General features: G+C 67.0%; 19 protein-coding genes and 4 tRNA genes. 16 read left to right on the top strand and 7 right to left on the bottom strand.

The window, feature by feature from the left end:
- Nucleotides 1–3: 3 nt before the first annotated feature.
- From ABB30_RS04270 to ABB30_RS04295, 6 genes are all read right to left on the bottom strand, one after another.
- The gene (locus tag ABB30_RS04270; RefSeq protein WP_057637079.1) at nt 4–1,395 is read right to left on the bottom strand and encodes a sensor domain-containing diguanylate cyclase; all 1,392 of its coding nucleotides are present in this window, start codon (nt 1,393–1,395) and stop codon (nt 4–6) included.
- A 40-nt stretch (nt 1,396–1,435) separates the two neighbouring features.
- Nucleotides 1,436–1,511, bottom strand: a tRNA-Thr gene (locus ABB30_RS04275).
- A 16-nt stretch (nt 1,512–1,527) separates the two neighbouring features.
- Nucleotides 1,528–1,603: transfer RNA gene (locus ABB30_RS04280), tRNA-Thr, on the bottom strand.
- A 20-nt stretch (nt 1,604–1,623) separates the two neighbouring features.
- Nucleotides 1,624–1,699, bottom strand: a tRNA-Thr gene (locus ABB30_RS04285).
- Nucleotides 1,700–1,720: 21 nt separating this feature from the next.
- Nucleotides 1,721–1,796: transfer RNA gene (locus ABB30_RS04290), tRNA-Thr, on the bottom strand.
- 57 nt (nt 1,797–1,853) lie between these two features.
- Nucleotides 1,854–2,786: a carbohydrate kinase family protein gene (locus ABB30_RS04295; protein ID WP_057637080.1), complete on the bottom strand. Its 933-nt coding sequence runs from the start codon at nt 2,784–2,786 to the stop codon at nt 1,854–1,856.
- Between the two features lie 294 nt (nt 2,787–3,080).
- Here ABB30_RS04295 and ABB30_RS04300 point away from each other — a divergent pair, with 294 nt between their 5' ends.
- The 13 genes from ABB30_RS04300 (at nt 3,081) to ABB30_RS04360 (ending at nt 16,724) form a co-directional block, all read left to right on the top strand.
- Complete coding sequence (locus ABB30_RS04300; protein ID WP_057637081.1) at nt 3,081–4,127, top strand: rod shape-determining protein; 1,047 nt, start codon at nt 3,081–3,083, stop codon at nt 4,125–4,127.
- A gap of 151 nt (nt 4,128–4,278) precedes the next feature.
- Complete coding sequence (gene mreC / locus ABB30_RS04305) at nt 4,279–5,394, top strand: rod shape-determining protein MreC (protein WP_425477374.1); 1,116 nt, start codon at nt 4,279–4,281, stop codon at nt 5,392–5,394.
- Complete coding sequence (gene mreD / locus ABB30_RS04310; protein WP_057637083.1) at nt 5,391–5,876, top strand: rod shape-determining protein MreD; 486 nt, start codon at nt 5,391–5,393, stop codon at nt 5,874–5,876. Before mreC ends, mreD begins: the two co-directional genes overlap by 4 nt.
- A complete protein-coding gene (gene mrdA / locus ABB30_RS04315; protein ID WP_057637084.1) occupies nt 5,873–8,035 on the top strand; it encodes a penicillin-binding protein 2 in 2,163 nt (720 codons plus the stop codon). Before mreD ends, mrdA begins: the two co-directional genes overlap by 4 nt.
- The gene (rodA, locus tag ABB30_RS04320) at nt 8,032–9,138 is read left to right on the top strand and encodes a rod shape-determining protein RodA (protein ID WP_057637085.1); all 1,107 of its coding nucleotides are present in this window, start codon (nt 8,032–8,034) and stop codon (nt 9,136–9,138) included. The genes mrdA and rodA overlap by 4 nt, the downstream gene beginning before the upstream one ends.
- A 312-nt stretch (nt 9,139–9,450) precedes the next feature.
- The gene (mltB, locus tag ABB30_RS04325; protein ID WP_057637086.1) at nt 9,451–10,587 is read left to right on the top strand and encodes a lytic murein transglycosylase B; all 1,137 of its coding nucleotides are present in this window, start codon (nt 9,451–9,453) and stop codon (nt 10,585–10,587) included.
- Nucleotides 10,584–11,684: a septal ring lytic transglycosylase RlpA family protein gene (locus ABB30_RS04330; protein WP_057637087.1), complete on the top strand. Its 1,101-nt coding sequence runs from the start codon at nt 10,584–10,586 to the stop codon at nt 11,682–11,684. Before mltB ends, ABB30_RS04330 begins: the two co-directional genes overlap by 4 nt.
- 97 nt (nt 11,685–11,781) lie before the next feature.
- Nucleotides 11,782–12,984: a D-alanyl-D-alanine carboxypeptidase family protein gene (locus ABB30_RS04335; protein WP_057637088.1), complete on the top strand. Its 1,203-nt coding sequence runs from the start codon at nt 11,782–11,784 to the stop codon at nt 12,982–12,984.
- Nucleotides 12,985–13,132: 148 nt separating this feature from the next.
- Nucleotides 13,133–14,158 (top strand): methionine ABC transporter ATP-binding protein, encoded by a 1,026-nt coding sequence (locus ABB30_RS04340; protein WP_425477376.1) that lies wholly within the window; start codon nt 13,133–13,135, stop codon nt 14,156–14,158.
- Between the two features lie 2 nt (nt 14,159–14,160).
- On the top strand, nt 14,161–14,856 hold the full coding sequence (locus ABB30_RS04345; RefSeq protein ID WP_057637089.1) for a methionine ABC transporter permease: 696 nt from the start codon (nt 14,161–14,163) through the stop codon (nt 14,854–14,856).
- Between the two features lie 48 nt (nt 14,857–14,904).
- On the top strand, nt 14,905–15,699 hold the full coding sequence (locus tag ABB30_RS04350; RefSeq protein ID WP_057637090.1) for a MetQ/NlpA family ABC transporter substrate-binding protein: 795 nt from the start codon (nt 14,905–14,907) through the stop codon (nt 15,697–15,699).
- Nucleotides 15,700–15,709: 10 nt separating this feature from the next.
- Entirely contained in the window at nt 15,710–16,261 is a 552-nt protein-coding gene (locus ABB30_RS04355) for a hypothetical protein (RefSeq protein ID WP_057637091.1), read from the top strand.
- 145 nt (nt 16,262–16,406) lie between these two features.
- Complete coding sequence (locus ABB30_RS04360; protein ID WP_057637181.1) at nt 16,407–16,724, top strand: DMT family transporter; 318 nt, start codon at nt 16,407–16,409, stop codon at nt 16,722–16,724.
- 59 nt (nt 16,725–16,783) lie between these two features.
- On the opposite strand, the gene ABB30_RS04365 is transcribed toward ABB30_RS04360, so the two are convergent.
- Complete coding sequence (locus ABB30_RS04365; protein ID WP_057637092.1) at nt 16,784–17,410, bottom strand: OmpW/AlkL family protein; 627 nt, start codon at nt 17,408–17,410, stop codon at nt 16,784–16,786.
- A gap of 223 nt (nt 17,411–17,633) precedes the next feature.
- Between ABB30_RS04365 and ABB30_RS04370 the strand changes: the two genes are divergently transcribed.
- The 3 genes from ABB30_RS04370 to ABB30_RS04380 all read left to right on the top strand — a co-directional run bounded on the left by ABB30_RS04370 (nt 17,634) and on the right by ABB30_RS04380 (nt 20,307).
- On the top strand, nt 17,634–18,173 hold the full coding sequence (locus ABB30_RS04370; RefSeq protein WP_057637093.1) for a DNA-deoxyinosine glycosylase: 540 nt from the start codon (nt 17,634–17,636) through the stop codon (nt 18,171–18,173).
- A 116-nt stretch (nt 18,174–18,289) separates the two neighbouring features.
- Entirely contained in the window at nt 18,290–19,666 is a 1,377-nt protein-coding gene (locus ABB30_RS04375) for a dihydrolipoyllysine-residue acetyltransferase (RefSeq protein WP_057637094.1), read from the top strand.
- Nucleotides 19,663–20,307 (top strand): hypothetical protein, encoded by a 645-nt coding sequence (locus ABB30_RS04380; protein WP_057637095.1) that lies wholly within the window; start codon nt 19,663–19,665, stop codon nt 20,305–20,307. Before ABB30_RS04375 ends, ABB30_RS04380 begins: the two co-directional genes overlap by 4 nt.
- Nucleotides 20,308–20,317: the final 10 nt, after the last annotated feature.

Here is a 20,317-nt window from a genome sequence, read left to right on the forward strand (position 1 = left end):
CGATCAGGCCGCGGGTGCGACCATGACCTGGTTGCGCCCGTTGCCCTTGGCCCGGTACAGCGCCTTGTCGGCATGGTGCAGCACGGTGTCGATGTGGCGTTCGTCATGCCGGCCCAGGACGGCCACCCCGATGGACAGGGTCACCGCCAACGGCGGCAGGCCGGGAAACAGCACGAAGGGCTCCTCGTCGATGCGCTGGCGCAGTGTTTCGGCCAGTTGACGGCTCTGCTCCAGGTCGGCGTCGGGTAGCAGCACGGCAAACTCCTCGCCGCCGAGGCGGCCGATCATCGCGCTTTCGGGCAGGCTGGTGCGCAGGCGTTGGGCCACCTCGGACAGCACCCGGTCACCGGAGGCATGGCCGTAGCGGTCATTGATCTGCTTGAACAGGTCAATGTCGATCATCAGGGTGCCGATCTGGCGGTGGCGGTCACGCAGCTGCTGCTGGATCTGTTCGAAGAAGCCGGCGCGGCTGAGGATGCCGGTCAGTGCATCGTGGGCCGCCGCGTGGTGCAGGGCCTTGAGCATGCGTTCGCGGGTGGCGCTCATCGCCGAGACCATCAGCGGGGCCACGGCGAGCATGGCCATGCCCAGGCGCAAGGACACCACTTCGGCCAGGCCCAGTTCGCTGACCCCCAGCCGGAGCTGGCCGGTGGCAATGCACAGCAGGGTGCCGATGCACACCACCAGGGTGCACAGGGCGGTGAGCCGCTGTGGGTAGAGCAGGGCGCACCAGAGCAGGGCCGGTACGCAGAACACCAGGGCCCCGGGGCCGCCGATCAGCAGTGCCAGCACGGCGCTGGCCAACAGCGTGGCCAGTGGCGCCCAGCGCAGGCGGCCAAGGCTGGCAGCGGGTGCCAGTGGCTGGTTGTTGGCAGTGAGCAGCAGGCTGGGCAGCAAGGCCATGTAGCAGACCAGCTCGGCCGAGAGCCAGTAGCTGATCGCCTGCAGGTGGTCCATTTCGAGCAGGAAGCGGGTGGCCGGCATGGCCACCAGTGCCGATACCAGGGCGGCCAGGGCACTGGCCAGCAGCAACAGCAGGATCGAGGACGGGCCCAGCAGCAGGCGGTTGAAATGCGGGCTGTTGCGCAACAGCAGATAGCCGGCAGCCACCCCGAGCAGGTTGGCGGCGGTCATGTGCAGGCTCAGTTCCAGGCTGCTGCCGGTGACCAGGTCGGCGCTGATGAAGGCCGCGGCGGCGCAGCTCCAGCCCGCGATGCCGGCCAGACGGCGACGACGCAGCAACCAGCCCATCAGCAGGGCGTTGCTGATCCAGACCACGGCAAGCATGTTTTCCGGCCGGCTGAAGATGCCGAGCAGGCAGCAGGCCAACAGGCTCAGGCCAAACCCCAGCAACAGGCTGGCGCTGGGTTGGCGGCTGCGCGAGAACAACTGCATGCAAATCCCCTTCAACGGCTGCCCAATGATGACAGCAAGCTGGTGCTCACGAAAGGAATCGAACCTTCGACCTCTTCCTTACCAAGGAAGTGCTCTACCGACTGAGCTACGTGAGCGACGCGGGGTGCAGCATGGTGCTCACGAAAGGAATCGAACCTTCGACCTCTTCCTTACCAAGGAAGTGCTCTACCGACTGAGCTACGTGAGCGGATTGTGGTGGCACCGCGATGGTGCTCACGAAAGGAATCGAACCTTCGACCTCTTCCTTACCAAGGAAGTGCTCTACCGACTGAGCTACGTGAGCACTGGGGGCCCGGGCGCATGCTGGTGCTCACGAAAGGAATCGAACCTTCGACCTCTTCCTTACCAAGGAAGTGCTCTACCGACTGAGCTACGTGAGCGCTGCGCCGTTCACGGCCGTGTGGGGCCGTAAACAGGAGCGGAATTTTAGCAGGAAATTACAGCGAGTAACCGAATTGCTGCTTGAATTCTTCGTTGAACTGGGCGAAATCGAAGTGCTGGTTCTGGGTGCCCGGATATTCGACCTTCAGGGCGCCCATCAGGTTGCCCATGCGGCCGATGGTCAGCCAGTCATAGCCATTTTCGATGCCGAACAGCAGGCCGGCGCGGAAGGCATCGCCACAGCCGGTCGGGTCGGTCACGCGGCGCTCGTGTGCCGGCGGGATGTCATAGCTCTTTTCCGGGGTGTGGATGACCGCACCCTTCGGGCCCTTGGTGGTGATGTAGGCCTTGACCCGCGACACGATCTGCTTTTCATCCCAGCCGGTGCGCTGCTGCAGCAGGTTGGACTCGTAGTCGTTGACCACGACGTAGTCGGCCTGTTCGATGAAGTCGCGCAGTTCCGGGCCGTTGAACAGCGGCATGGCCTGGCCCGGATCGAAGATGAAGGGGATGCCGCATTCGCGGAATTCGGCCGCGTTCTGGATCATGCCCTCGCGACCGTCCGGGGAGACGATGCCGATGGTCACGCCGGGCACATCGCGCACGTGGTTTTCATACGACTTGGCCATCGCGCCCGGGTGGAAGGCGGTGATCTGGTTGTTGTCGTGGTCGGTGGTGATGAACGCCTGCGGGGTGAACATGTCATCGATCACCTTCAGCTGCGACATGTCGATGCCGCACTTGGCGAAGTGCTCGCGGTACGGGCCGAAGTCCTGGCCGACGGTTGCCATCGGCACCGGCTTGCCGCCCAGCAGCTGCAGGTTGTAAGCGATGTTGCCGGCGCAGCCGCCGAATTCGCGGCGCATGGCCGGAACCAGGAACGACACGTTCAGGATGTGCACCTTGTCCGGCAGGATGTGGTTCTTGAACTGGTCCGGAAACACCATGATGGTGTCAAAGGCGAGGGAACCACAGATCAGAGCGGACATCGGATAAAGCCTTTCGGGTATATGGGGATAGGGCCTGACGCGCACGCGCGCAGGCGGACGCCCACAGGCGCCTCGAGCGGCATAGATTAACGCTTGTCGCCGCGCAGAACCAGAACCGGGGTCTGAACGGGTGATGTCGCAAGGTTGACGCAACGCGACCAAAGTCGCCCTTGACGGGCCTGCCGCCTTGCCCGCCCCCCGGTGGGTTGCTAGGCTTGTCAACCTTGTATTTCCGCCCGATTTTCGCCCCGTCCGCGGGCGGGGCGCGGCTGCCCTCCAGGACCATCTCCCCGAATGTTCAAGAAACTGCGCGGCATGTTTTCCAATGACCTGTCCATCGACCTGGGCACGGCCAATACCCTCATCTACGTGCGTGGCCAGGGCATCGTGCTCAACGAGCCGTCCGTGGTCGCCGTACGCCAGGACCGTGCCATCGGTGGCACCCGTTCGGTGGCTGCCGTCGGCGCCGAGGCCAAGCAGATGCTCGGCCGTACCCCGGGCAACATCACCACCATCCGCCCGATGAAGGATGGCGTGATCGCCGACTTCACCTACACCGAGGCGATGCTCAAGCACTTCATCAAGAAGGTGCACAAGTCACGCGTGCTGCGTCCGAGCCCGCGCGTGCTGGTCTGCGTGCCGGCCGGTTCGACCCAGGTCGAGCGCCGTGCGATCAAGGAATCGGCAGAAGAGGCCGGTGCACGTGATGTGTACCTTATCGAAGAGCCGATGGCCGCTGCCATCGGTGCCGGCCTGCCGGTGTCCGAGGCACGTGGTTCGATGGTCATCGACATCGGTGGTGGTACCACCGAGGTGGCGGTGATATCGCTCAACGGCATTGTCTATTCGGCCTCTGTGCGTATTGGCGGTGACCGTTTCGACGAGTCGATCACCAACTACGTGCGCCGCAACCACGGCATGCTGATCGGTGAAGCCACCGCCGAGCGGATCAAGGTCGAGCTGGGCTGTGCCTACCCGCAGGCCGAGGTCAAGGAGCTGGAAATCTCCGGCCGCAACCTTGCCGAAGGCGTGCCGAAGATGATCAAGATCAACTCCAACGAAGTGCTCGAAGCTCTGCACGAGCCGCTGTCGGGCATCGTCTCGGCGGTCAAGCTGGCGCTGGAGCAGACCCCGCCGGAGCTGTGCGCGGATGTGGCCGAGCGCGGCATCGTGCTCACCGGTGGCGGCGCCCTGCTGCGCGACCTGGACCGCCTGATCAGCGAGGAAACCGGCCTGCACGTGCAGGTGGCCGATGACCCGTTGACCTGTGTGGCCCGTGGCGGTGGCCGTGCGCTGGAGCTGGTGGACATCGACGGCAACGAGTTCTTCGCGCCTGAATAAGCCTTCGGGCAACCGATGAACCTCGCGCTCCTGCCCCCAGCCCCTGGCCGCCCCGTGCGGCGCCATGCGGCGGGTACAGGAGCGTGTTGGCCTCGTTTTTTCCTGCAGACAAGCCTTGCCTGACACTGTGCCGACTTACGCCGGAGCCCAAGTGACCTCACGCCCGACCGACGTCGGCGCGATCGTGCGCCTGTTGGTGTTGGTCGTCGTGGCCGTGTGCCTGGTGGTGCTGGACAGCCAGGGCGGCTGGCTGAGCCAGCTGCGCGCGCGGGCCAATGTGCTGGTGCAGCCGGTGTGGGCCCTGGTCGGCCTGCCCAGCCAGGTCATGGGCAGTGTCGGTGAGCGGATGAGCAGCCAGGCCAGCCTGGTCGAACAGAACCAGCGTCTGCGTGCCGAATTGTTGGTGGCCAATGCCCGCCTGGCCCGCCTGCGTGCTGCCGCCGTGGACAACACCCGTCTGCGCGAGCGCCTGGGCGTGGCCGAGCGCAATGGTCTGGATGTGCAGCTGGTGCCGATCCTGGATGTGGATCTGGATCCGGTGCGCCAGCGCCTGGTGCTGGCAGCCGGCAGCCGCCACGGTGTGCATGTGGGGCAGGCGGTGATTGATGCCGGTGGTCTGGTCGGCCAGGTGATCGAGGTCACCGCGGTGCAGTCGGTGGTGTTGCTGCTGACCGACCCGGATCACGCCATCCCGGTGACCGTGGCACGCAACGGGGTACGGCTGATCGCCTATGGCCGTGGTGCGCGGCTGGAGCTGCGCGACATCCCCTTGAGTGCGGAAGTGGAGGTGGGCGATGAAATCGTCACCTCCGCGCTGGGTGGGCGCTTCCCGCCCGGTTTCCCGGTCGGCAAGGTCACCACCCTGCGCCCGGATGACAGCCATGCCTTCCTGATCGGTGAACTGACCCCGGCAGCCAAGCTGGACCGTGGCCAGGACGTGCTGCTGCTGCGCAGCCTGCCGATGTTGCCCGAAGGGCAGACCGCCCTGGACCTGTCGGTGCAGTCGGAATCTGATGCCCCTACCACCGCTGGCCAGGAGCCGGTCGTGCCGCATCTGCGCCCGCGTGATCCGGCCGTGCCGGCAGCCACGCCGTCGGCTTCGACCGCAGCCCCGGCCCCGACTGACCCGGTCAGTGACGCACCCGCTACCACCCCGGCCGTGCCGGCACCGGCTGAATCGATGCAAGCACAACCACAACCATCACCGGCAGCGGTTGATCCGGCCGCGGCGGCAACCGGTGAACGCCCTGCGGGAGAGCAGCCATGAGCCGCTGGCGTGGCCGTGCCTGGGTGGTGCCACTGTGCGTGGTGGTCGCGCTGCTGCTGGGCATAGTCCCCTTGCCGCCGGCTGTGCAGTTGCTGCGGCCGTTCTGGCTGGCCCTGATCGTGGCTTACATGGTGATCGAGCTGCCTGCCCGCATCGGTATCGGCAGGGCTTTCGCGCTCGGTCTGGTGGCCGACATGCTGTATGGCTCGCTGCTGGGCGAGCATGCCCTGCGTCTGGTCCTGCTGACCTTCGTGCTGCAGCACTTCCGTGCCCGCATGCGTTTTTTCCCGTTGTTGCAGCAGGCCATGATCATCGGCCTGCTGTTGCTGGCCGACCGCGCCCTGACCGCCCTGCTGCACCTGGTGTTGGGGCAGTCGCTGCAGCCTGCGCTGTGGTGGTGTGCGCCGCTGGTGGGGGTGGCGCTGTGGCCGCTGCTGTTCGTGCTGCTTGACCGTATCGGCCAGGGGCGGCGCGGGCGATGAGTCTGGGACGGCGCCGGCAACAGAAAAACCCCCATGCCGAGGCCGAGCAGTTCCGTCGCCGGGCCGCGATCGGCTTTGCCGGCGTGTTGCTGGCCCTGGGTGGGCTGGGGGGCTGGTATTTCAAGCTGCAGGTGATCGATCACGACACCTATGCCACCCGCTCCGAATCCAACCGGATCAAGCCGCGTCCGGTGGTGCCGGGCCGGGGCATGGTGTATGACCGCAACGGCCGCCTGCTGGCCGAGAACGTGCCGGCCTTCCGCGTGGACATCACCCCGGACAAGGTCGCCGACATGGCGGCCACCCTGGACGGGCTGCGCGGCATCTTTGCCCTGACCGACGAGGATGTGGAGCGCTTCGAGCAATCGCGCAAGGCGCGCCGGCGCTTTTTGCCGGTGACCCTGAAGCTGCGCGTCAGCGAAGAGGAAATGGCGCGCTTTGCCGTGGATCGCTGGAAGTATCCGGGGGTGGAGCTGGAGCCCTACCTGACCCGGCGCTATCCCTATGGCGAACTGTTTGCCCATGTCATCGGCTATGTCGGCCGCGTCGATGACCGCGACCTGGAAGTGCTGGGGGAGGGCAATGCGGCGCTGACCCACATCGGCAAGTCCGGGCTGGAGCGTTACTACGAGCAGCAGCTGCGTGGCCGGGTCGGTTACGAGCAGGTCGAGACCAATGTGCAGGGTCGGGCCATCCGTACCGTGGGCCGGGTGCCGGCGCGCTCGGGCAGCGACCTGCGCCTGTCCATCGATGCCCAGCTGCAGCAGGCCATGGTCACCGCCTTTGGTGAGTTCGAGGGTTCGGCCGTGGCCATGGACCCGCGCACCGGCGAGATCCTGGCCATGGTCAGCCTGCCGGCCTATGACCCGAACCTGTTCGTCAACGGCATCTCGCACAGCGACTTCCGCGCCCTCAACGACAACCCGTCGCGGCCGCAGTTCAACCGCCTGGTCCTGGGTGGGGTGGCGCCGGGCTCGACCCTGAAGCCGCTGATCGCCCTGGCCGGGCTGGATGCCGGCGTGCGCCGGCCCGAGGACAAAGTGCTGTCCACCGGCATGTTCTACCTGCCCGGGGTCAGCCGTGGCTGGGGTGATGCCAGCCGTGGCGGCCACGGCTGGACCGACCTGCGCAAGTCAATCGCGCAGTCGGTCAATACCTATTACTACCGCCTGGCCCTGGACCTGGGCATCGAGCGCTTTGACCAGTACATGACCCATTACGGCTTCGGCCAGCCCACCGGCATCGACCTGACCGGCGAGATCGCCGGCATCCTGCCGTCGCCGGCCAACAAGGCGTCCAGCCGCAAGGAACGCTGGTACCCGGGCGATACGGTCAATGCCGCGATCGGCCAGGGCGACTGGAAGGTGACCCCCTTGCAGTTGGTGCATGCGGTTGGCGGCCTGGCCGATGGCCAGCTGCGCCGGCCCCATCTGGCCGTGGCCAGCCGCGAGGGCTTTGATGCGCCGTGGCTGCCGTTGGCACAGCCGGCAGCGGCCCCGATCAGCCCGAGTGCAGACAACCTGCAGGCGGTGCGCGAGGGCATGATGGCCACCATGCAGCCCGGCGGCAGTGGTTGGCGCGTGGCCGCCGGTGCTCCCTACACCATGGCCGGCAAGACCGGCACCGCACAGGTGGTCAGCCGCCGCGGCACCGCCGCGGTGGATCCGCGCAGCCTGCCCATGCATCTGCGCCATCGCGCCCTGTTTGTCGGCTTTGCCCCGGCCGAGAACCCGCAGATTGCGGTGGCCATCGCGGTGGAAGGTGGCGGTTACGGTGGCTCCTCGGCCGCCCCGATCGCACGCAAGCTGTTTGATGCCTGGTTGCTGGGCAAGCTGCCCGAAGGCATGCAGCCGCTGGACAGCGGGCGCGGCCTGACCGCGCTGGCCCAGCGCACCCTGGAGGCGAGCAAGGACAGCCTGCCGCACGCCCTGGTGCAGGCGGCCAACCGTGCCGCGCTGGCCGCGGCCGATGCGCCGGTGCAGGTCGGCCTGCCGCCGTTTGAAGGCGCCGCGCTGCCCGCCACGCTACCGGCTCCGGCTCCGGCTCCGGCTCCAGCTCCAGCTCCAGCTCCAGCTTCAGCTTCAGCTTCAGCTTCGGCCATGACCCCGGCTGCCGCGCCGAAACCGGCGTCGGCCACTGGCCAGCAGGTGCGTCGATGAAGGCCATGCTGCGTTGGCTGGGCGACCTGGCCTACCGTTTCAACCGGACCCTGGACCTGCCCCTGCTCGGTGCCCTGATCGCTCTGATGCTGATCGGCCTGCTGGTGCTGGACAGTGCCGGCGGCATGGGCCTGGTGGCGGCCCAGGGCGCACGCTGCGTGGTCGGCCTGGCGGCACTGTGGGCGATCTCGCGCATCCCGATCCTGCGCATCCGCGAGCTGACCCCGCTGATCTATGCGTTGTCGATGCTGCCGTTGCTGGCGGTGTTCGTGATCGGCACCGGCAAATACGGGCGGCAGTGGCTCAACCTGGGGGTGGTCTACCTGCAGCCTGCCGAACTGCTCAAGGTGTGCCTGCCGATGATGGTGGCCTGGTATCTGAACCGGATGCCGTTGCCGCCGCGGGTGCCGGTGGTGCTGGTGGCCGGGGCCATCATCGGCCTGCCGGTGGGCCTGGTGATGCTGCAGCCGGACTTCGGTACCGCGGTACTGATTGCCGCTTCCGGCGTCTTCGTGCTGCTCTTGGCCGGCCTGCCGTGGTGGTGGGTCGGGGTGGGCGTGGGCGGCGTGCTGGCGGCTGCGCCGGTAGCCTGGTTCTGGTTCCTGCGGCCCTACCAGAAGGACCGGATCATGATGTTCCTGGACCCGGAGAGCGATGCCCTGGGGGCGGGTTGGAACATCATCCAGTCCAAGATCGCGATCGGTTCCGGTGGCTGGACCGGGCAGGGCTGGGGCCAGGGCAGCCAGGCCCACCTGAATTTCATCCCCGAGCAGACCACCGACTTTGCCTTCTCCGTGCTCAGCGAGGAGTTCGGCTGGCTCGGTGTGGCCACCGTGCTGGCCCTGTACCTGTTCGTGGTCGGGCGCTGCCTGTGGATCGCCCTGCAGTGCAAGGACGGCTACTCGCGGCTGCTGTGCGGGGCCACCGGGCTGGCCTTGTTCGTGTACGTGCTGGTCAATGGCGGGATGATCTCCGGCCTGCTGCCGGTGGTGGGGGTACCGATGCCGTTGATCAGTTATGGCGGCACCTCGGCGGTGTCCTTGCTGGTGAGTTTTGGCCTGGTGATGGCGGCCCAGGCACACCGGCCGGTCAACTACTCCTGATTTTGTGGTGGACAAACGCCTTTCCTTGATCAAAATCAAATCAAAAGCCGTTGTGCGCGTGCACAATGGCGCCCGCACAGCAGCAGCGTGATCACGTTGGTTTGCGATGCGATCCGGGTGCAGCGCGACAACGCGCGCTCCGGAGGTCGACGTGGAAAGCGTGGGGAGACGCGATCCGGTGGGTGTCGGCCCGGGTTGCCGGTTGCGTCCGCTGGGGATGGGGGGCGCAGCCGGTGATCCTTTGTTGTCCGGATGCAGCGGCAGCTGACTGGGGAGTAGGCGGCCGTGCCTGTGGCTGCTAACCTGCCGGACATGAAATTTCGAGCCTTGGCCTGTCTGGCGTCCCTGTCCCTGGTTGCTTGCGCAACCGGCGAGCAACACGCCCCCGCACCGATGACCAGCGCTGCGGCGCCGGCACCGGCCACGAATACCGCACCGGCCGAAGCCGCGCCGGAAAATGCGTCGCAGGCACCTGCCGAAGACTGGGCACACCTGAGTCAGGAGCAGCAGGTCGCGCGCTTTGTCAGCCAAGCCGCTGCCGCGCACGGGCTGGATCCGGCGGCATTGCGTGCCAGCCTGGCCCAGGCACAGACCAAGCCGGCCATCATCACCGCGATGTCGCGTCCGGCCGAACGGGTCAAGCCGTGGCATGAGTACCGGCCGATGTTCATCAGCCAGGCCCGTATCGATGGTGGCCGCCAGTTCCTGGCCGACAACCGTCAGGCCCTGGCCCAGGTCGAGCAGCAGACCGGGGTGCCGGCGCAGATCATCGTGGCCATCATCGGGGTGGAAACCAGCTACGGCCGCAACACCGGCAGCCACCGCGTGCTCGATGCGCTGTACACCCTGGCTTTCAACTACCCGCGCAGTGGCGACCCGGCCAAGCTGGACCGCGAAATCCGCCGCGCCGCCTTCTTCCGTGACGAGCTGGCCAAGCTGTTCGTGCTGGCCCGTGACGAGCAGCTGGACGTGACTGCCCTGCAGGGCAGCTATGCCGGCGCCATGGGCATGGGCCAGTTCATGCCCTCCAGTTACCTGGACTACGCCGTGGACGGCGATGGTGATGGCCGCCGCAACCTGTTCACCAGCCGCGCCGACGTGTTTGCCTCGGTGGCCAACTACTTCGTCAAGAAGGGCGGCTGGCAGCGCGGCGGCCTGGTCGCCGTGCCGGCCACCCTGGCCAGCGGCCACGAGGAATTCAACCCGGAAGACTGGACCCCGCGCTGGAGCCAGGGCGAACTGGCGCAGCGCGGCTACACCGCGGCGGTGCCGGTGCCGGCCGCTGCCACGGCCACCCCGGTCAGCCTGGAAGGGGCCGCCGGCAAGCAGTACTGGCTGGGTTACCAGAACTACTACGCCATCACCCGCTACAACATCTCCAAGATGTATGCGATGGCGGTGTTCCAGCTGTCCGAGGCCATCGCCGGCCGTGAGTTGCCGCCGGCATGAAGGTCTCGCGCTGGCTTCTCGGCCTGACCGTGCTGGCCCTGGCGGCCTGCAGCAGCAGCCCGTCGCGACAGGCGGGCGGCAGCACGTCTGGCAGCACCCAGGCCGGCAGTGGTGGCACCCTGGTCGGTTCGCGCGATGGCTGCCCGGAGGGCTCGCCCTACGCGGCCGCGGCCGAGGATCCGAACACGCGCGGCAACTACACCGCCGGTGGCCTGTACCGCCCGGGCGTGCGTGACACCACGCCGGACTACATCCCCAATGTGGCCTGCATTCCCGAGCCGGTGGTCACCCGTGAGCCGCGTTCGGCAGTGGGCAACCGTACCCCGTACACCGTGCTGGGCCGGCAGTACCACGTGCTGGAGGACAACAAGGCCGGCAAGTACGAGGAAACCGGCATCGCCTCCTACTACGGGGCCAAGTTCCACGGCCGCCTGACCTCCAACCGCGAGGTGTATGACATGTACACCTTCAGCGCGGCGCACAAGTCCCTGCCGCTGCCCAGTTTTGCCGAGGTCACCAACCTGGAGAACGGGCAGAGCGTGGTGGTGCGCGTCAATGACCGTGGCCCGTTCCACGAAGGCCGGGTGATCGACCTCAGCTACGCCGCCGCGGTCAAGCTGGGCATCACCCAGCGCGGCACCGGCCAGGTGCGGGTCCGCGCCCTGACCCCGGGCCAGGAACGCAGTCGCAGCAGCCGTCGCCAGCTGGCGGCGGCGACGCCGGCGCCGGTTGCTACCACCAGTGCCAGCACTGCGCTGGCTGCTGCGGCCACCACCACCGCGCTGGCCGCTGCGGCGCCTGCGGTGCTCAGCGCGCCCTTGCCGCCCAGCAGTGGCGGGCAGGGCATGACCGTGGCGGGCAATGCCGGTGCGGCCTTGCTCCAGGTGGCCAGTTTCGCCAGTCGTGACAATGCCGAGCGTGCCCTGCAGCAACTGCTGCTGGCCGGTATTTCCGGTGGCCGCCTGCAGGACGTGGTCGCCGATGGCCGCACCCTGTGGCGCCTGCGCGTGGCCGCCGATGACCCGGCCGTGGTGCCCCAGCTGGTGCAGCGCATTGCCGCACTCGGGCTGGGCCAGCCGCGCGTGGTGACCGACTGAATCGTCGCTGTCATGGTGCTGGCCGGGCGCGCATGTCCGCCTCGCCGGCCTACAATGGTTTGATCTCCCTTTCACGCTCCCGCAGGGTCGCTGTCCGATGAAATTCCGCTTTGCTGTTGCTGCCACCGTTGCGCTGACCACCGGCCTGGTGTTCGCCCAGACTCCGTCGCCCAGGCCTGCCGCAGCAGCACCGGCTGCCCCGGCGGCCGTACAGATCCCCGCCGCACCGGCACCGACCACGGCCACCGCCTGGTTGGTCATGGACCATGCCACCGGCCAGGTCCTGGCCGGCGAGAACATCCACACCCCACTGCCGCCGGCTTCGATCACCAAGGTCATGACCTCCTACGTGATCGCCGCCGAAGTGGCCGCCGGCAAGATCAGCCTGGATGACCAGGTGATGATGAGCGAGCGGGCTTGGCGCGAAGGCGGTGCCGGTACCGACGGCAGCTACTCCGGCTTCCCGGTCAACCAGACCGCCCAGCTGGAGGAAATGGAAAAGGGCATGGCGATCCAGTCCGGCAACGATGCCGCCATCGCCCTGGCCGAACACGTGGCCGGCAGCCAGGAAGCCTTTGCCGAGCTGATGAACAGCTACGCGGCCAAGATCGGCATGAAGGACAGCCACTTCGTCAACGCCCATGGCCTGACCGCCGACGGCCACCAGGCCAGCGCCTACGACCTGGCCCTGCTCGGCCGTGCGCTGGTCAATGACCACCCGGAAACCTACGCCTACAACAAGATCAAGGAATTCACCGTCGGCAGCATCCGCCAGCACAACCGCAACCTGCTGCTGTGGCGTGATCCGAGCGTGGACGGGATCAAGACCGGTCACACCTCGGCCGCCGGCTACTGCCTGCTGTCCTCGGCCCAGCGCGGTGACCAGCGCCTGATCGTGGTGCTGCTGGGCGGCGCTTCGGAAAAGCAGCGTGCCGATGACTCGCTGGCCCTGCTCAACTGGGGTTTCCGTTTCCATGAAACCCACAAGCTGTACGAGCCGGGCACCGCCATCAGCACCCAGAAGGTGTGGAAGGGCAAGGCCGCCGAGCTGCAGCTGGGCGTGGCTGCGCCGTTGCTGGTCAGCGTGCCGCGCGGCCGCTATGACGAACTGAAGGCGGTGATGGACGTGCCGCGTGAGCTGGTGGCCCCGTTCGCTGCCGGCCAGGCCGTCGGCTCGGTGAAGGTCAGCCTGGATGGCAAGGTCGTGGCCGAAGCACCGCTGGTGGCGGTGGCTGCGGTGGAAGAGGCCGGCTTCTTCAAGCGCCTGTGGCACAGCCTGCTGATGTGGTGGAACGCCTGATCGCGGCGTTGTCCCCGGCATGAACGACATGGGCCAGCATTCGCTGGCCCATGCTTTATGCGCCGATATAAGCAAAAAGCATGAGCATGGCCTGCCACAGGTGAGCGTTGGCGGCCCGGCGCTGGTAGGCTGCATGCCCCCGCGTTGTATGGCACCGCTTCCTGCCGTGATCGAATTTCGTCAGATTCACAAGTCTTACCCGGTTGCCGGCCGCGCCGTGCAGGCTCTGGCCCCGCTGGACCTGTCCGTGGCTGCCGGCGAGGTGTTCGGCATCATCGGCCATTCCGGTGCCGGCAAATCGACCCTGATCCGGCTGATCAACGGCCTGGAAATGCCCACCGGTGGCGAGCTGATCGTCGATGGCCAGTCGCTGACCGGCCTGTATGCCGATGGCCTGCGCACGCTGCGCCAGCGCATCGGCATGATCTTCCAGCATTTCAACCTGCTCTCCAGCCGCACCGTGGCCGGCAATGTCGCCTTCCCGCTGGAGCTGGCCGGGCAGCCGCGTGCGCAGATCGATGCGCGGGTGGCCGAACTGCTGGCCACCGTCGGCCTGGCCGAACATGCCGACAAGTACCCGGCGCAGCTGTCCGGTGGGCAGAAGCAGCGTGTGGGTATTGCCCGCGCCCTGGCCACGCGGCCGTCGATCCTGCTGTGTGACGAGGCCACCAGTGCGCTGGACCCACAGACCACGGCCGCGGTGCTGGCGCTGCTGGCCCGGATCAACCGCGAGCTGGGCCTGACCATCGTGCTGATCACCCACGAGATGGATGTGATCCGCCGCGTGTGTGACCGCGTGGCGGTGCTTGATGCCGGCAAGGTGGTGGAAACCGGTGCGGTGGCCGATGTGTTCCTGCACCCGCAGCATCCCACCACCAAGCGCTTTGTCAGCGAATACGAACACAGCGACGAGGACAGCCTGCTGGCCGATCTGGCCGCAGCCGGTGGCCGGGTGGTGCGCCTGACCTTTGTCGGCAGCGATACCTACCAGCCGCTGCTGGGCCGCATCGCCCGCGAGACCGGGGTGGACTACAGCATCCTGTCCGGGCGCATCGACCGCATCCGCGATACCCCCTATGGGCAGTTGATGGTCGCCCTGACCGGCGGCGATACCGAGGCGGCACTGGCGGCCTTTGCCGCCGCCGGCGTGGATGTACAGCAGGTGCAGGCATGAACATGAGTACACAGATTGCCGCGGCGGACGGCTTTTTCCGCCACCTTGATGCCGGCAAGTGGGCCGACATCGGCCAGGCCTGCATCGACACCCTGCTGATGCTGGCCGGCTCGCTGCCGCTGACCATCGCCATCGGCCTGCCGCTGGGCGTGGCCCTGTTTTTGTTCGGCAGCCCGCAGCTGGGCCGTCGGCCGTGGCTTTACGGCGTGCTGGCGCTGGTGGTCAACCTGCTGCGCTCGGTGCCTTTCATCATCCTGATGATCGTGCTGATCCCGGTCACCCTGATGCTGATGGGCACCTCGCTGGGCGTGCGCGGGGCGATCCTGCCGCTGGTGATCGGGGCGGCGCCGTTTTATGCGCGGCTGGTGGAGACCGCTTTGCGCGAGGTCGACCGCGGCGTGGTCGAGGCTGCCCTGGCCATGGGCGCCAACCGCTGGCAACTGGTGACCCGGGTACTGTTGCCCGAAGCCCGCCCGGGCCTGATTGCCGGGGCCACGGTGACCGTGGTTGCCCTGGTCGGCTTCACTGCGATGGGCGGTGCGATCGGCTCCGGTGGCCTGGGCGACCTGGCCTTCCGCGATGGCTACCAGCGCTCGCACACCGATGTGGCCCTGGTCACCGTGGTGGCCCTGCTGGTGCTGGTGCAGTTGCTGCAGATGTTCGGCGACTGGCTGGTGGCGCGCTACACACGCAAGTAAGCCGTCTACACTGGACGGCGACTCCCCCTATTTGAACAGGATGCATCGATGATCAAGTTGTTGGCCCTTCCGTTGCTGGCCGCAAGCCTGGCCCTGACTGCCTGCGGCAAGCCTGCCGCCCAGGGCGACAAGCTGGTGGTGGCGGCTACCGCCGTGCCGCATGCCGAGATCCTGGAAGTGGTCAAGCCGATCCTGGCCGGGCAGGGCGTGGACCTGGACGTGCGCGTGTTCAACGACTACGTCCAGCCCAACGACCAGCTGGTGCAGGGCCAGGTCGATGTGAACTATTTCCAGACCGAGCCCTATCTGAACGCCTACAACAAGGACCGCGGCACCGCCCTGGTCACCGTGACCGGCGTGCACATCGAGCCGTTCGGCGCCTATTCGCGCAAGTACGCCTCGCTGGATGCGCTGCCCACCGGTGCCGATGTGGTCATCCCCAATGACCCGTCCAACAACTCGCGCGCGCTGATCCTGCTGCACAGCGCCGGGGTGATCACCCTGGCCGATCCGTCCAATGCGCTGTCCACCCAGCGCGACATCACCGCCAACCCGAAGCAGCTGAAGTTCCGCGAGCTGGATTCGGCGATGCTGCCGCGCGTGCTGGACCAGGTCGACCTGGCCCTGATCAATACCAACTACGCCCTGGATGCCGGCCTGAAGCCGACCGAGGATGCGCTGGCGATCGAGTCTGCCGAGTCCCCGTACGTGAACTTCCTGGTCTCGCGCATGGACAACCGTGACGATGCGCGGGTGCAGAAGCTGGCCGCCGCGCTGACCAGCGAGCCGGTCAAGGCCTTCATCCAGGACAAGTACGCCGGCGCGGTGCTGCCGGCCTTCTGAGCCCTGACCCATGCCCTTGCTGCTGGCCCTGCCGCTGTCCATGGCCCTGATGCTGGTGCTGATGGTGGCGCTGTGGCCGCTGGCTTTCTACCTGCGCCTGCGCCGCGGGGTGGCGCCGCGGCGGCTGCAGCGCTGGCCATTGCGCCTGCAGCTGGCCGGCTGTCTGGCATCGGCGGCGTTGTTGCTGCTGATGGCCTGGGTTGCCGGGCACTGGTGGCCCGGTGCCCTGGTCCATGCCAGTGGCGGGCTGGCCATCGGTATCGTGCTGGGCCTGCTGGCGCGTCTGCCGGCCACGGTGCGCTCCGGCCCGGCCGGGGTGTTCGTCACTCCCAGCCGCGGGTTTGTCTGGGGCCTGCTGGCGGTGGTGCTGCTGCGTCTGGGGGCGGGCCTGTGGCAAAGCCTGCAGGTGATGCTGGGCGGCGCCGTCTGGCCGGCAACGGGATGGATGAGCCATGCCGGCCTGCTCGGCCTGGCCGCGCTGCTGGTTGGCAGCGCGCTGGGCAATGTGTGCTGGATGGGCTACGAGCTGGCCCGCCACCAGCGGCTGCAGGGGCATCGCTGAGGTCTGGGTGACAGGGCATTCATCCTGCGTCTGCGAGGATGTGCCGCACTTGCCTGCCATGGCGCAGGCATCACGGGGACGACCCCGCCCAGCTTGGGAATTCACTGCCGGGACGGCCCGGGCCTATCGCAAGGAGGGCCCGTTGATGGCCTGGATCTATCTGTTGCTCGCTGGCCTGCTGGAAGTGGTGTGGGCCTATTCGATGAAGCTGTCCGAAGGTTTCAGCAAGCCGGTACCGGCTGCGATCACCGTGGTCACCATGATCGGCAGCTTCGTGTTGCTGGCCATGGCCATGCGCTCGCTGCCGCTGGGCACGGCCTACACGATCTGGACCGGTATTGGTGCGGTGGGTGCCTTCATCCTGGGCATTGTCGCCTTGGGCGAGCCGGTGACCCCGATGCGCATCGCCGCGGCGGTACTGATTGTCAGCGGGCTGGTGCTGATGAAGCTCTCCGCGGCCTGATACAGCAAAAACCGGCCCCTGACGGGGCCGGTTTTTTATGCGTGCAGCGGCGGCAGGGATCAGAAGCGTGCGCCGATGCCCAGGCCCACCACCCACGGGTCGAGCTTGAGCTCGTCACCGGTGCGCTGGCCGGCCACGGTCAGCTCCGGGCGGGCGTGCAGGTAACGCGCATCGGCCCGCACGAACCAGGTCGGGTTGATGTTCATGTCCACACCGACGGTGCCGATCGCGCCCTTGGCCGTATCCACGCCCACGTGCAGGCCATCCACAGCGGCCACGTCCTCGTTGCTGAAGTTGGACTCGTAATAGCCCACGCCGACGAACGGACGGAAGGTGTTGTCGGCCTGGCCGAAGTGGTACTGGGCGCTCAGGGCCAGCGGCTGCTGTTCGATCGTGCCCAGCTTGGCACCGGCCGGGCTGTTGACACGGTGGCTGAACTTGTCCGCAGCACCCCACAGCTCCACGGCCACGTTGTCATTGACGTACCAGCTGGCACTCAGGGTCGGGGCCGGGCTGCCGTCGATGTCACCCACGCCGGCGCCAGCATCGCCCTTGGGCTGCAGCTGGGCCACGCCGCCGACCACGGCAAAGCGCTTGCCCGAGGCGGTATCGGTGCTGTCCTGGGCAAAGGCCGGGGCGGCAATCAGGGTGGCAGTGGTCAATGCCAGAGCAGAAATGATGCGCATGGTGGATCTCCTTCTTCGTACCGGATGCATTGGCTGTCATCCTTGCGGGGCCGGCGATGTGCCGGGCTTGTCGCAAGACCGGGCCATGCTTGGCGCTGCACGATGAACGGTTGCCGACATTTCACGTTCAACCACGGCTCATTCAGTTCAATCGGCGTGAAGGCCCCTGTTTCGGCAATTTTTCGCGCAGTGAGGTTCATTGGTGTCACAGGAGTGTGATGACATGCCGGTTCTCAACGGCTTTGATGCGCAGGTTTGTGCACGCACCCGGGTGCTGGTGCTGGGCTCGATGCCCGGCGATGCCTCGCTGCTGGCCGGGCAGTACTACGCCCATCCGCGCAACCGTTTCTGGCCCTTGATGCAGGCGCTGTGCGGGGTGGATGCCGGGCTGGTTTACCCGCAACGTGTGCAGGCCTTGCTGGCCGCTGGGGTGGGCTTGTGGGATGTGCTGGCCGCCTGCCAGCGCCCCGGCAGCCTGGATGCATCGATCCGCCGTGGCAGTGAGATCGTGGTGGATTTGCCGGGGTTGCTGCCCCATTGCCCGCAGTTGCAGCTGATTGCCTGCAACGGCAAGGCCGCCGCCACCCTGTATGCGCGGCACCTGTCCGGGCCGGTGCAGCAGCTGCGCCCGGACCTGCCATGGCTGGCGCTGCCGTCCACCAGCCCGGCCAATGCGGCCTTTTCCCTGTCCCGCCTGCAGCAGCAATGGCAGCCGCTGCGTGCCGCCCTGGAGGGGCAGGGTGGCGGTGGCACGGGCGGCTGAATGCTGCAGGTGCACATAAATAGTGTGCACACCTGCCCGTTTGAACGGTTGGCACCGCTGCGCGTGGGCACCACAATAAGGGGTTCATTAATACATCTATGTACTTGGAGTAGCCCATGGCGCAAATCAAGCAAGCACTTGTCCCGGACATCGGTGACTACAGCGATGTTCCTGTGATCGAAGTGCTGGTGGCCGTGGGCGATACCGTGGCCAAGGACCAGGGTCTGGTGACCCTGGAATCGGACAAGGCCACCCTGGAAGTGCCCTCGGCCTTTGCCGGCATCGTGCGCGAGATCAATGTCAAGCTCGGCGACAACCTGTCTGAAGGTGCGCTGGTGGCGATGATCGAAGTGGCCGAGGACGCGGCTGCACCGGCAGCGCCGGCTCCCGCTCCTGCACCGGCTGCAGCTGCGCCGGCCCCGGCGGTGGTGCGCAATGATCCGGTGGTCGAGCCGGTGGCCGTGGCCGCCGAGCCGGACCGTCTGGCCGCCCGCGAGATCGCCGCCGCTGCGTTGCCGGCCGGTGAGCCGAGCAGCCCGCCGGTGGCCTTCAATGCCGATGCCGTGCTGCCGGCCAAGGTGCCGTATGCGACCCCGGCAGTGCGCGTGTTTGCCCGCGAGCTGGGCGTGGACCTGATGCAGGTCAGCGGCAGCGAGAAGGGCGGGCGCATCACCAAGGCTGACGTGCAGAAGTTCGTCAAGGGCGCCCTGGCCGGTGGCGTGGGCAGCAGCCCGGCCGCTGCCGGTGGCAATGGCCTGAACCTGCTGCCGTGGCCGAAGGTCGACTTCGCCAAGTTCGGTGAGGTGCAGACCCAGCCGCTGAGCCGCATCCAGAAGATTTCCGGTGCCAACCTGGCCCGCAACTGGGCCATGATTCCGCATGTCACCCAGTTCGACCAGGCCGACATCACCGAGCTGGAAGCCCTGCGGGTGAAGTTGAACAAGGAAAACGAGAAGGCCGGCATCAAGCTGACCATGCTTGCCTTCCTGATCAAGGCCAGTGCCGCGGCGCTGAAGCAGTTCCCGCAGTTCAATGCCTCCCTCGATGGCAGTGGCGAGAACCTGGTGCTGAAGAACTATTTCCACATCGGTTTTGCCGCTGACACCCCCAATGGGCTGGTGGTGCCGGTGATCCGCGACGTGGACAAGAAGGGCGTGCTGCAGATTGCCCAGGAAACCTCCGAGCTGGCCAAGAAGGCCCGCGACGGCAAGCTCGGCCCGGCCGACATGCAGGGCGGTTGCTTCTCGATCTCCTCGCTGGGCGGCATCGGTGGCACGGCCTTCACCCCGATCATCAACGCGCCGGAAGTGGCGATCCTGGGTGTGTCCAAGTCCTCGATGCAGCCGGTCTGGAATGGCAGCAGCTTCGAGCCTGCGCTGACCCTGCCGCTGTCGCTGAGCTATGACCACCGGGTGATCGACGGTGCCGCGGCCGCGCGCTTCACCACCTACCTGTCCACTGTGTTGGCCGACATGCGCCGGGTGCTGCTGTGAGTTCCATTGCCAAGATTGCTAGCGGCCTGCTGTTGACCGTCCTGCCGGCACTGCCGGCGCTGGCCTGCAGCGTGAACATGGGCGCCGGCTGGCCGGCGGCCACCGGCAACTACGGCGAAGGTGCGGCCAACCTGCTCGGTGGCGTGCACGAACAGGGCATTGCCTGGTTGTCGCTGCCGCGCCGTGGCGAGGAAAGCCAGCTGGTGCTGGCCCCCGATGCCGATGGCCAGTGGTGGGTGAGTCGTGCCCGCGCTGACCGCCGCATCTACCACACCAGCAACAACTACAACCATTTCGGCGTCGAGCTGCGTCTGGACCAGGAGCCGAAGATCGAACGTGCGCCGATCCCCAGCGAGCTGGCCCTGCGTCTGGTGGACCGTTGGCAGCGGGCATTGGATGGTGCCGGCCTGGCCGCGCAGGCCCCGCTGATGGAAGACGAGGATGTGCTGTCCATCCAGATTGCCGGCCAGCGCGTCAGCGGTCGTGCCCCCAGTTGTGGCGCCCTGCCGCGTCTGCTGGGCCAGCGCGCCCTGCTCGAAGAGCTGGCCGGCAGCAAGGAAAAGAAGCACGAAAAGCGCTACGAAGCGATCAGCGAAGCGCTGGACAAGTACGACGAACGCGTTGCCAAGGGCAAGGTCTGAGGCAGGGAGA

Origin of the sequence: Stenotrophomonas ginsengisoli (genome assembly GCF_001431485.1) — a bacterium.
Taxonomy (GTDB): domain Bacteria; phylum Pseudomonadota; class Gammaproteobacteria; order Xanthomonadales; family Xanthomonadaceae; genus Stenotrophomonas; species Stenotrophomonas ginsengisoli.

Excerpts from the sequence above, each read along its gene's own strand:
- ABB30_RS04355 (WP_057637091.1), top strand. The coding sequence starts at position 15,710 with ATGCCCTTGCTGCTGGCCCTGCCGCTGTCCATGGCCCTGATGCTGGTG.
- mrdA (WP_057637084.1), top strand. The coding sequence starts at position 5,873 with ATGAGTCTGGGACGGCGCCGGCAACAGAAAAACCCCCATGCCGAGGCC.
- ABB30_RS04300 (WP_057637081.1), top strand. The coding sequence starts at position 3,081 with ATGTTCAAGAAACTGCGCGGCATGTTTTCCAATGACCTGTCCATCGAC.
- ABB30_RS04350 (WP_057637090.1), top strand. The coding sequence starts at position 14,905 with ATGATCAAGTTGTTGGCCCTTCCGTTGCTGGCCGCAAGCCTGGCCCTG.
- ABB30_RS04365 (WP_057637092.1), bottom strand. The coding sequence starts at position 17,410 with ATGCGCATCATTTCTGCTCTGGCATTGACCACTGCCACCCTGATTGCC.
- ABB30_RS04295 (WP_057637080.1), bottom strand. The coding sequence starts at position 2,786 with ATGTCCGCTCTGATCTGTGGTTCCCTCGCCTTTGACACCATCATGGTG.
- ABB30_RS04345 (WP_057637089.1), top strand. The coding sequence starts at position 14,161 with ATGAGTACACAGATTGCCGCGGCGGACGGCTTTTTCCGCCACCTTGAT.
- ABB30_RS04335 (WP_057637088.1), top strand. The coding sequence starts at position 11,782 with ATGAAATTCCGCTTTGCTGTTGCTGCCACCGTTGCGCTGACCACCGGC.
- ABB30_RS04370 (WP_057637093.1), top strand. The coding sequence starts at position 17,634 with ATGCCGGTTCTCAACGGCTTTGATGCGCAGGTTTGTGCACGCACCCGG.
- ABB30_RS04375 (WP_057637094.1), top strand. The coding sequence starts at position 18,290 with ATGGCGCAAATCAAGCAAGCACTTGTCCCGGACATCGGTGACTACAGC.
- ABB30_RS04330 (WP_057637087.1), top strand. The coding sequence starts at position 10,584 with ATGAAGGTCTCGCGCTGGCTTCTCGGCCTGACCGTGCTGGCCCTGGCG.
- ABB30_RS04340 (WP_425477376.1), top strand. The coding sequence starts at position 13,133 with ATGGCACCGCTTCCTGCCGTGATCGAATTTCGTCAGATTCACAAGTCT.
- ABB30_RS04360 (WP_057637181.1), top strand. The coding sequence starts at position 16,407 with ATGGCCTGGATCTATCTGTTGCTCGCTGGCCTGCTGGAAGTGGTGTGG.
- mreD (WP_057637083.1), top strand. The coding sequence starts at position 5,391 with ATGAGCCGCTGGCGTGGCCGTGCCTGGGTGGTGCCACTGTGCGTGGTG.
- rodA (WP_057637085.1), top strand. The coding sequence starts at position 8,032 with ATGAAGGCCATGCTGCGTTGGCTGGGCGACCTGGCCTACCGTTTCAAC.
- mltB (WP_057637086.1), top strand. The coding sequence starts at position 9,451 with ATGAAATTTCGAGCCTTGGCCTGTCTGGCGTCCCTGTCCCTGGTTGCT.
- ABB30_RS04270 (WP_057637079.1), bottom strand. The coding sequence starts at position 1,395 with ATGCAGTTGTTCTCGCGCAGCCGCCAACCCAGCGCCAGCCTGTTGCTG.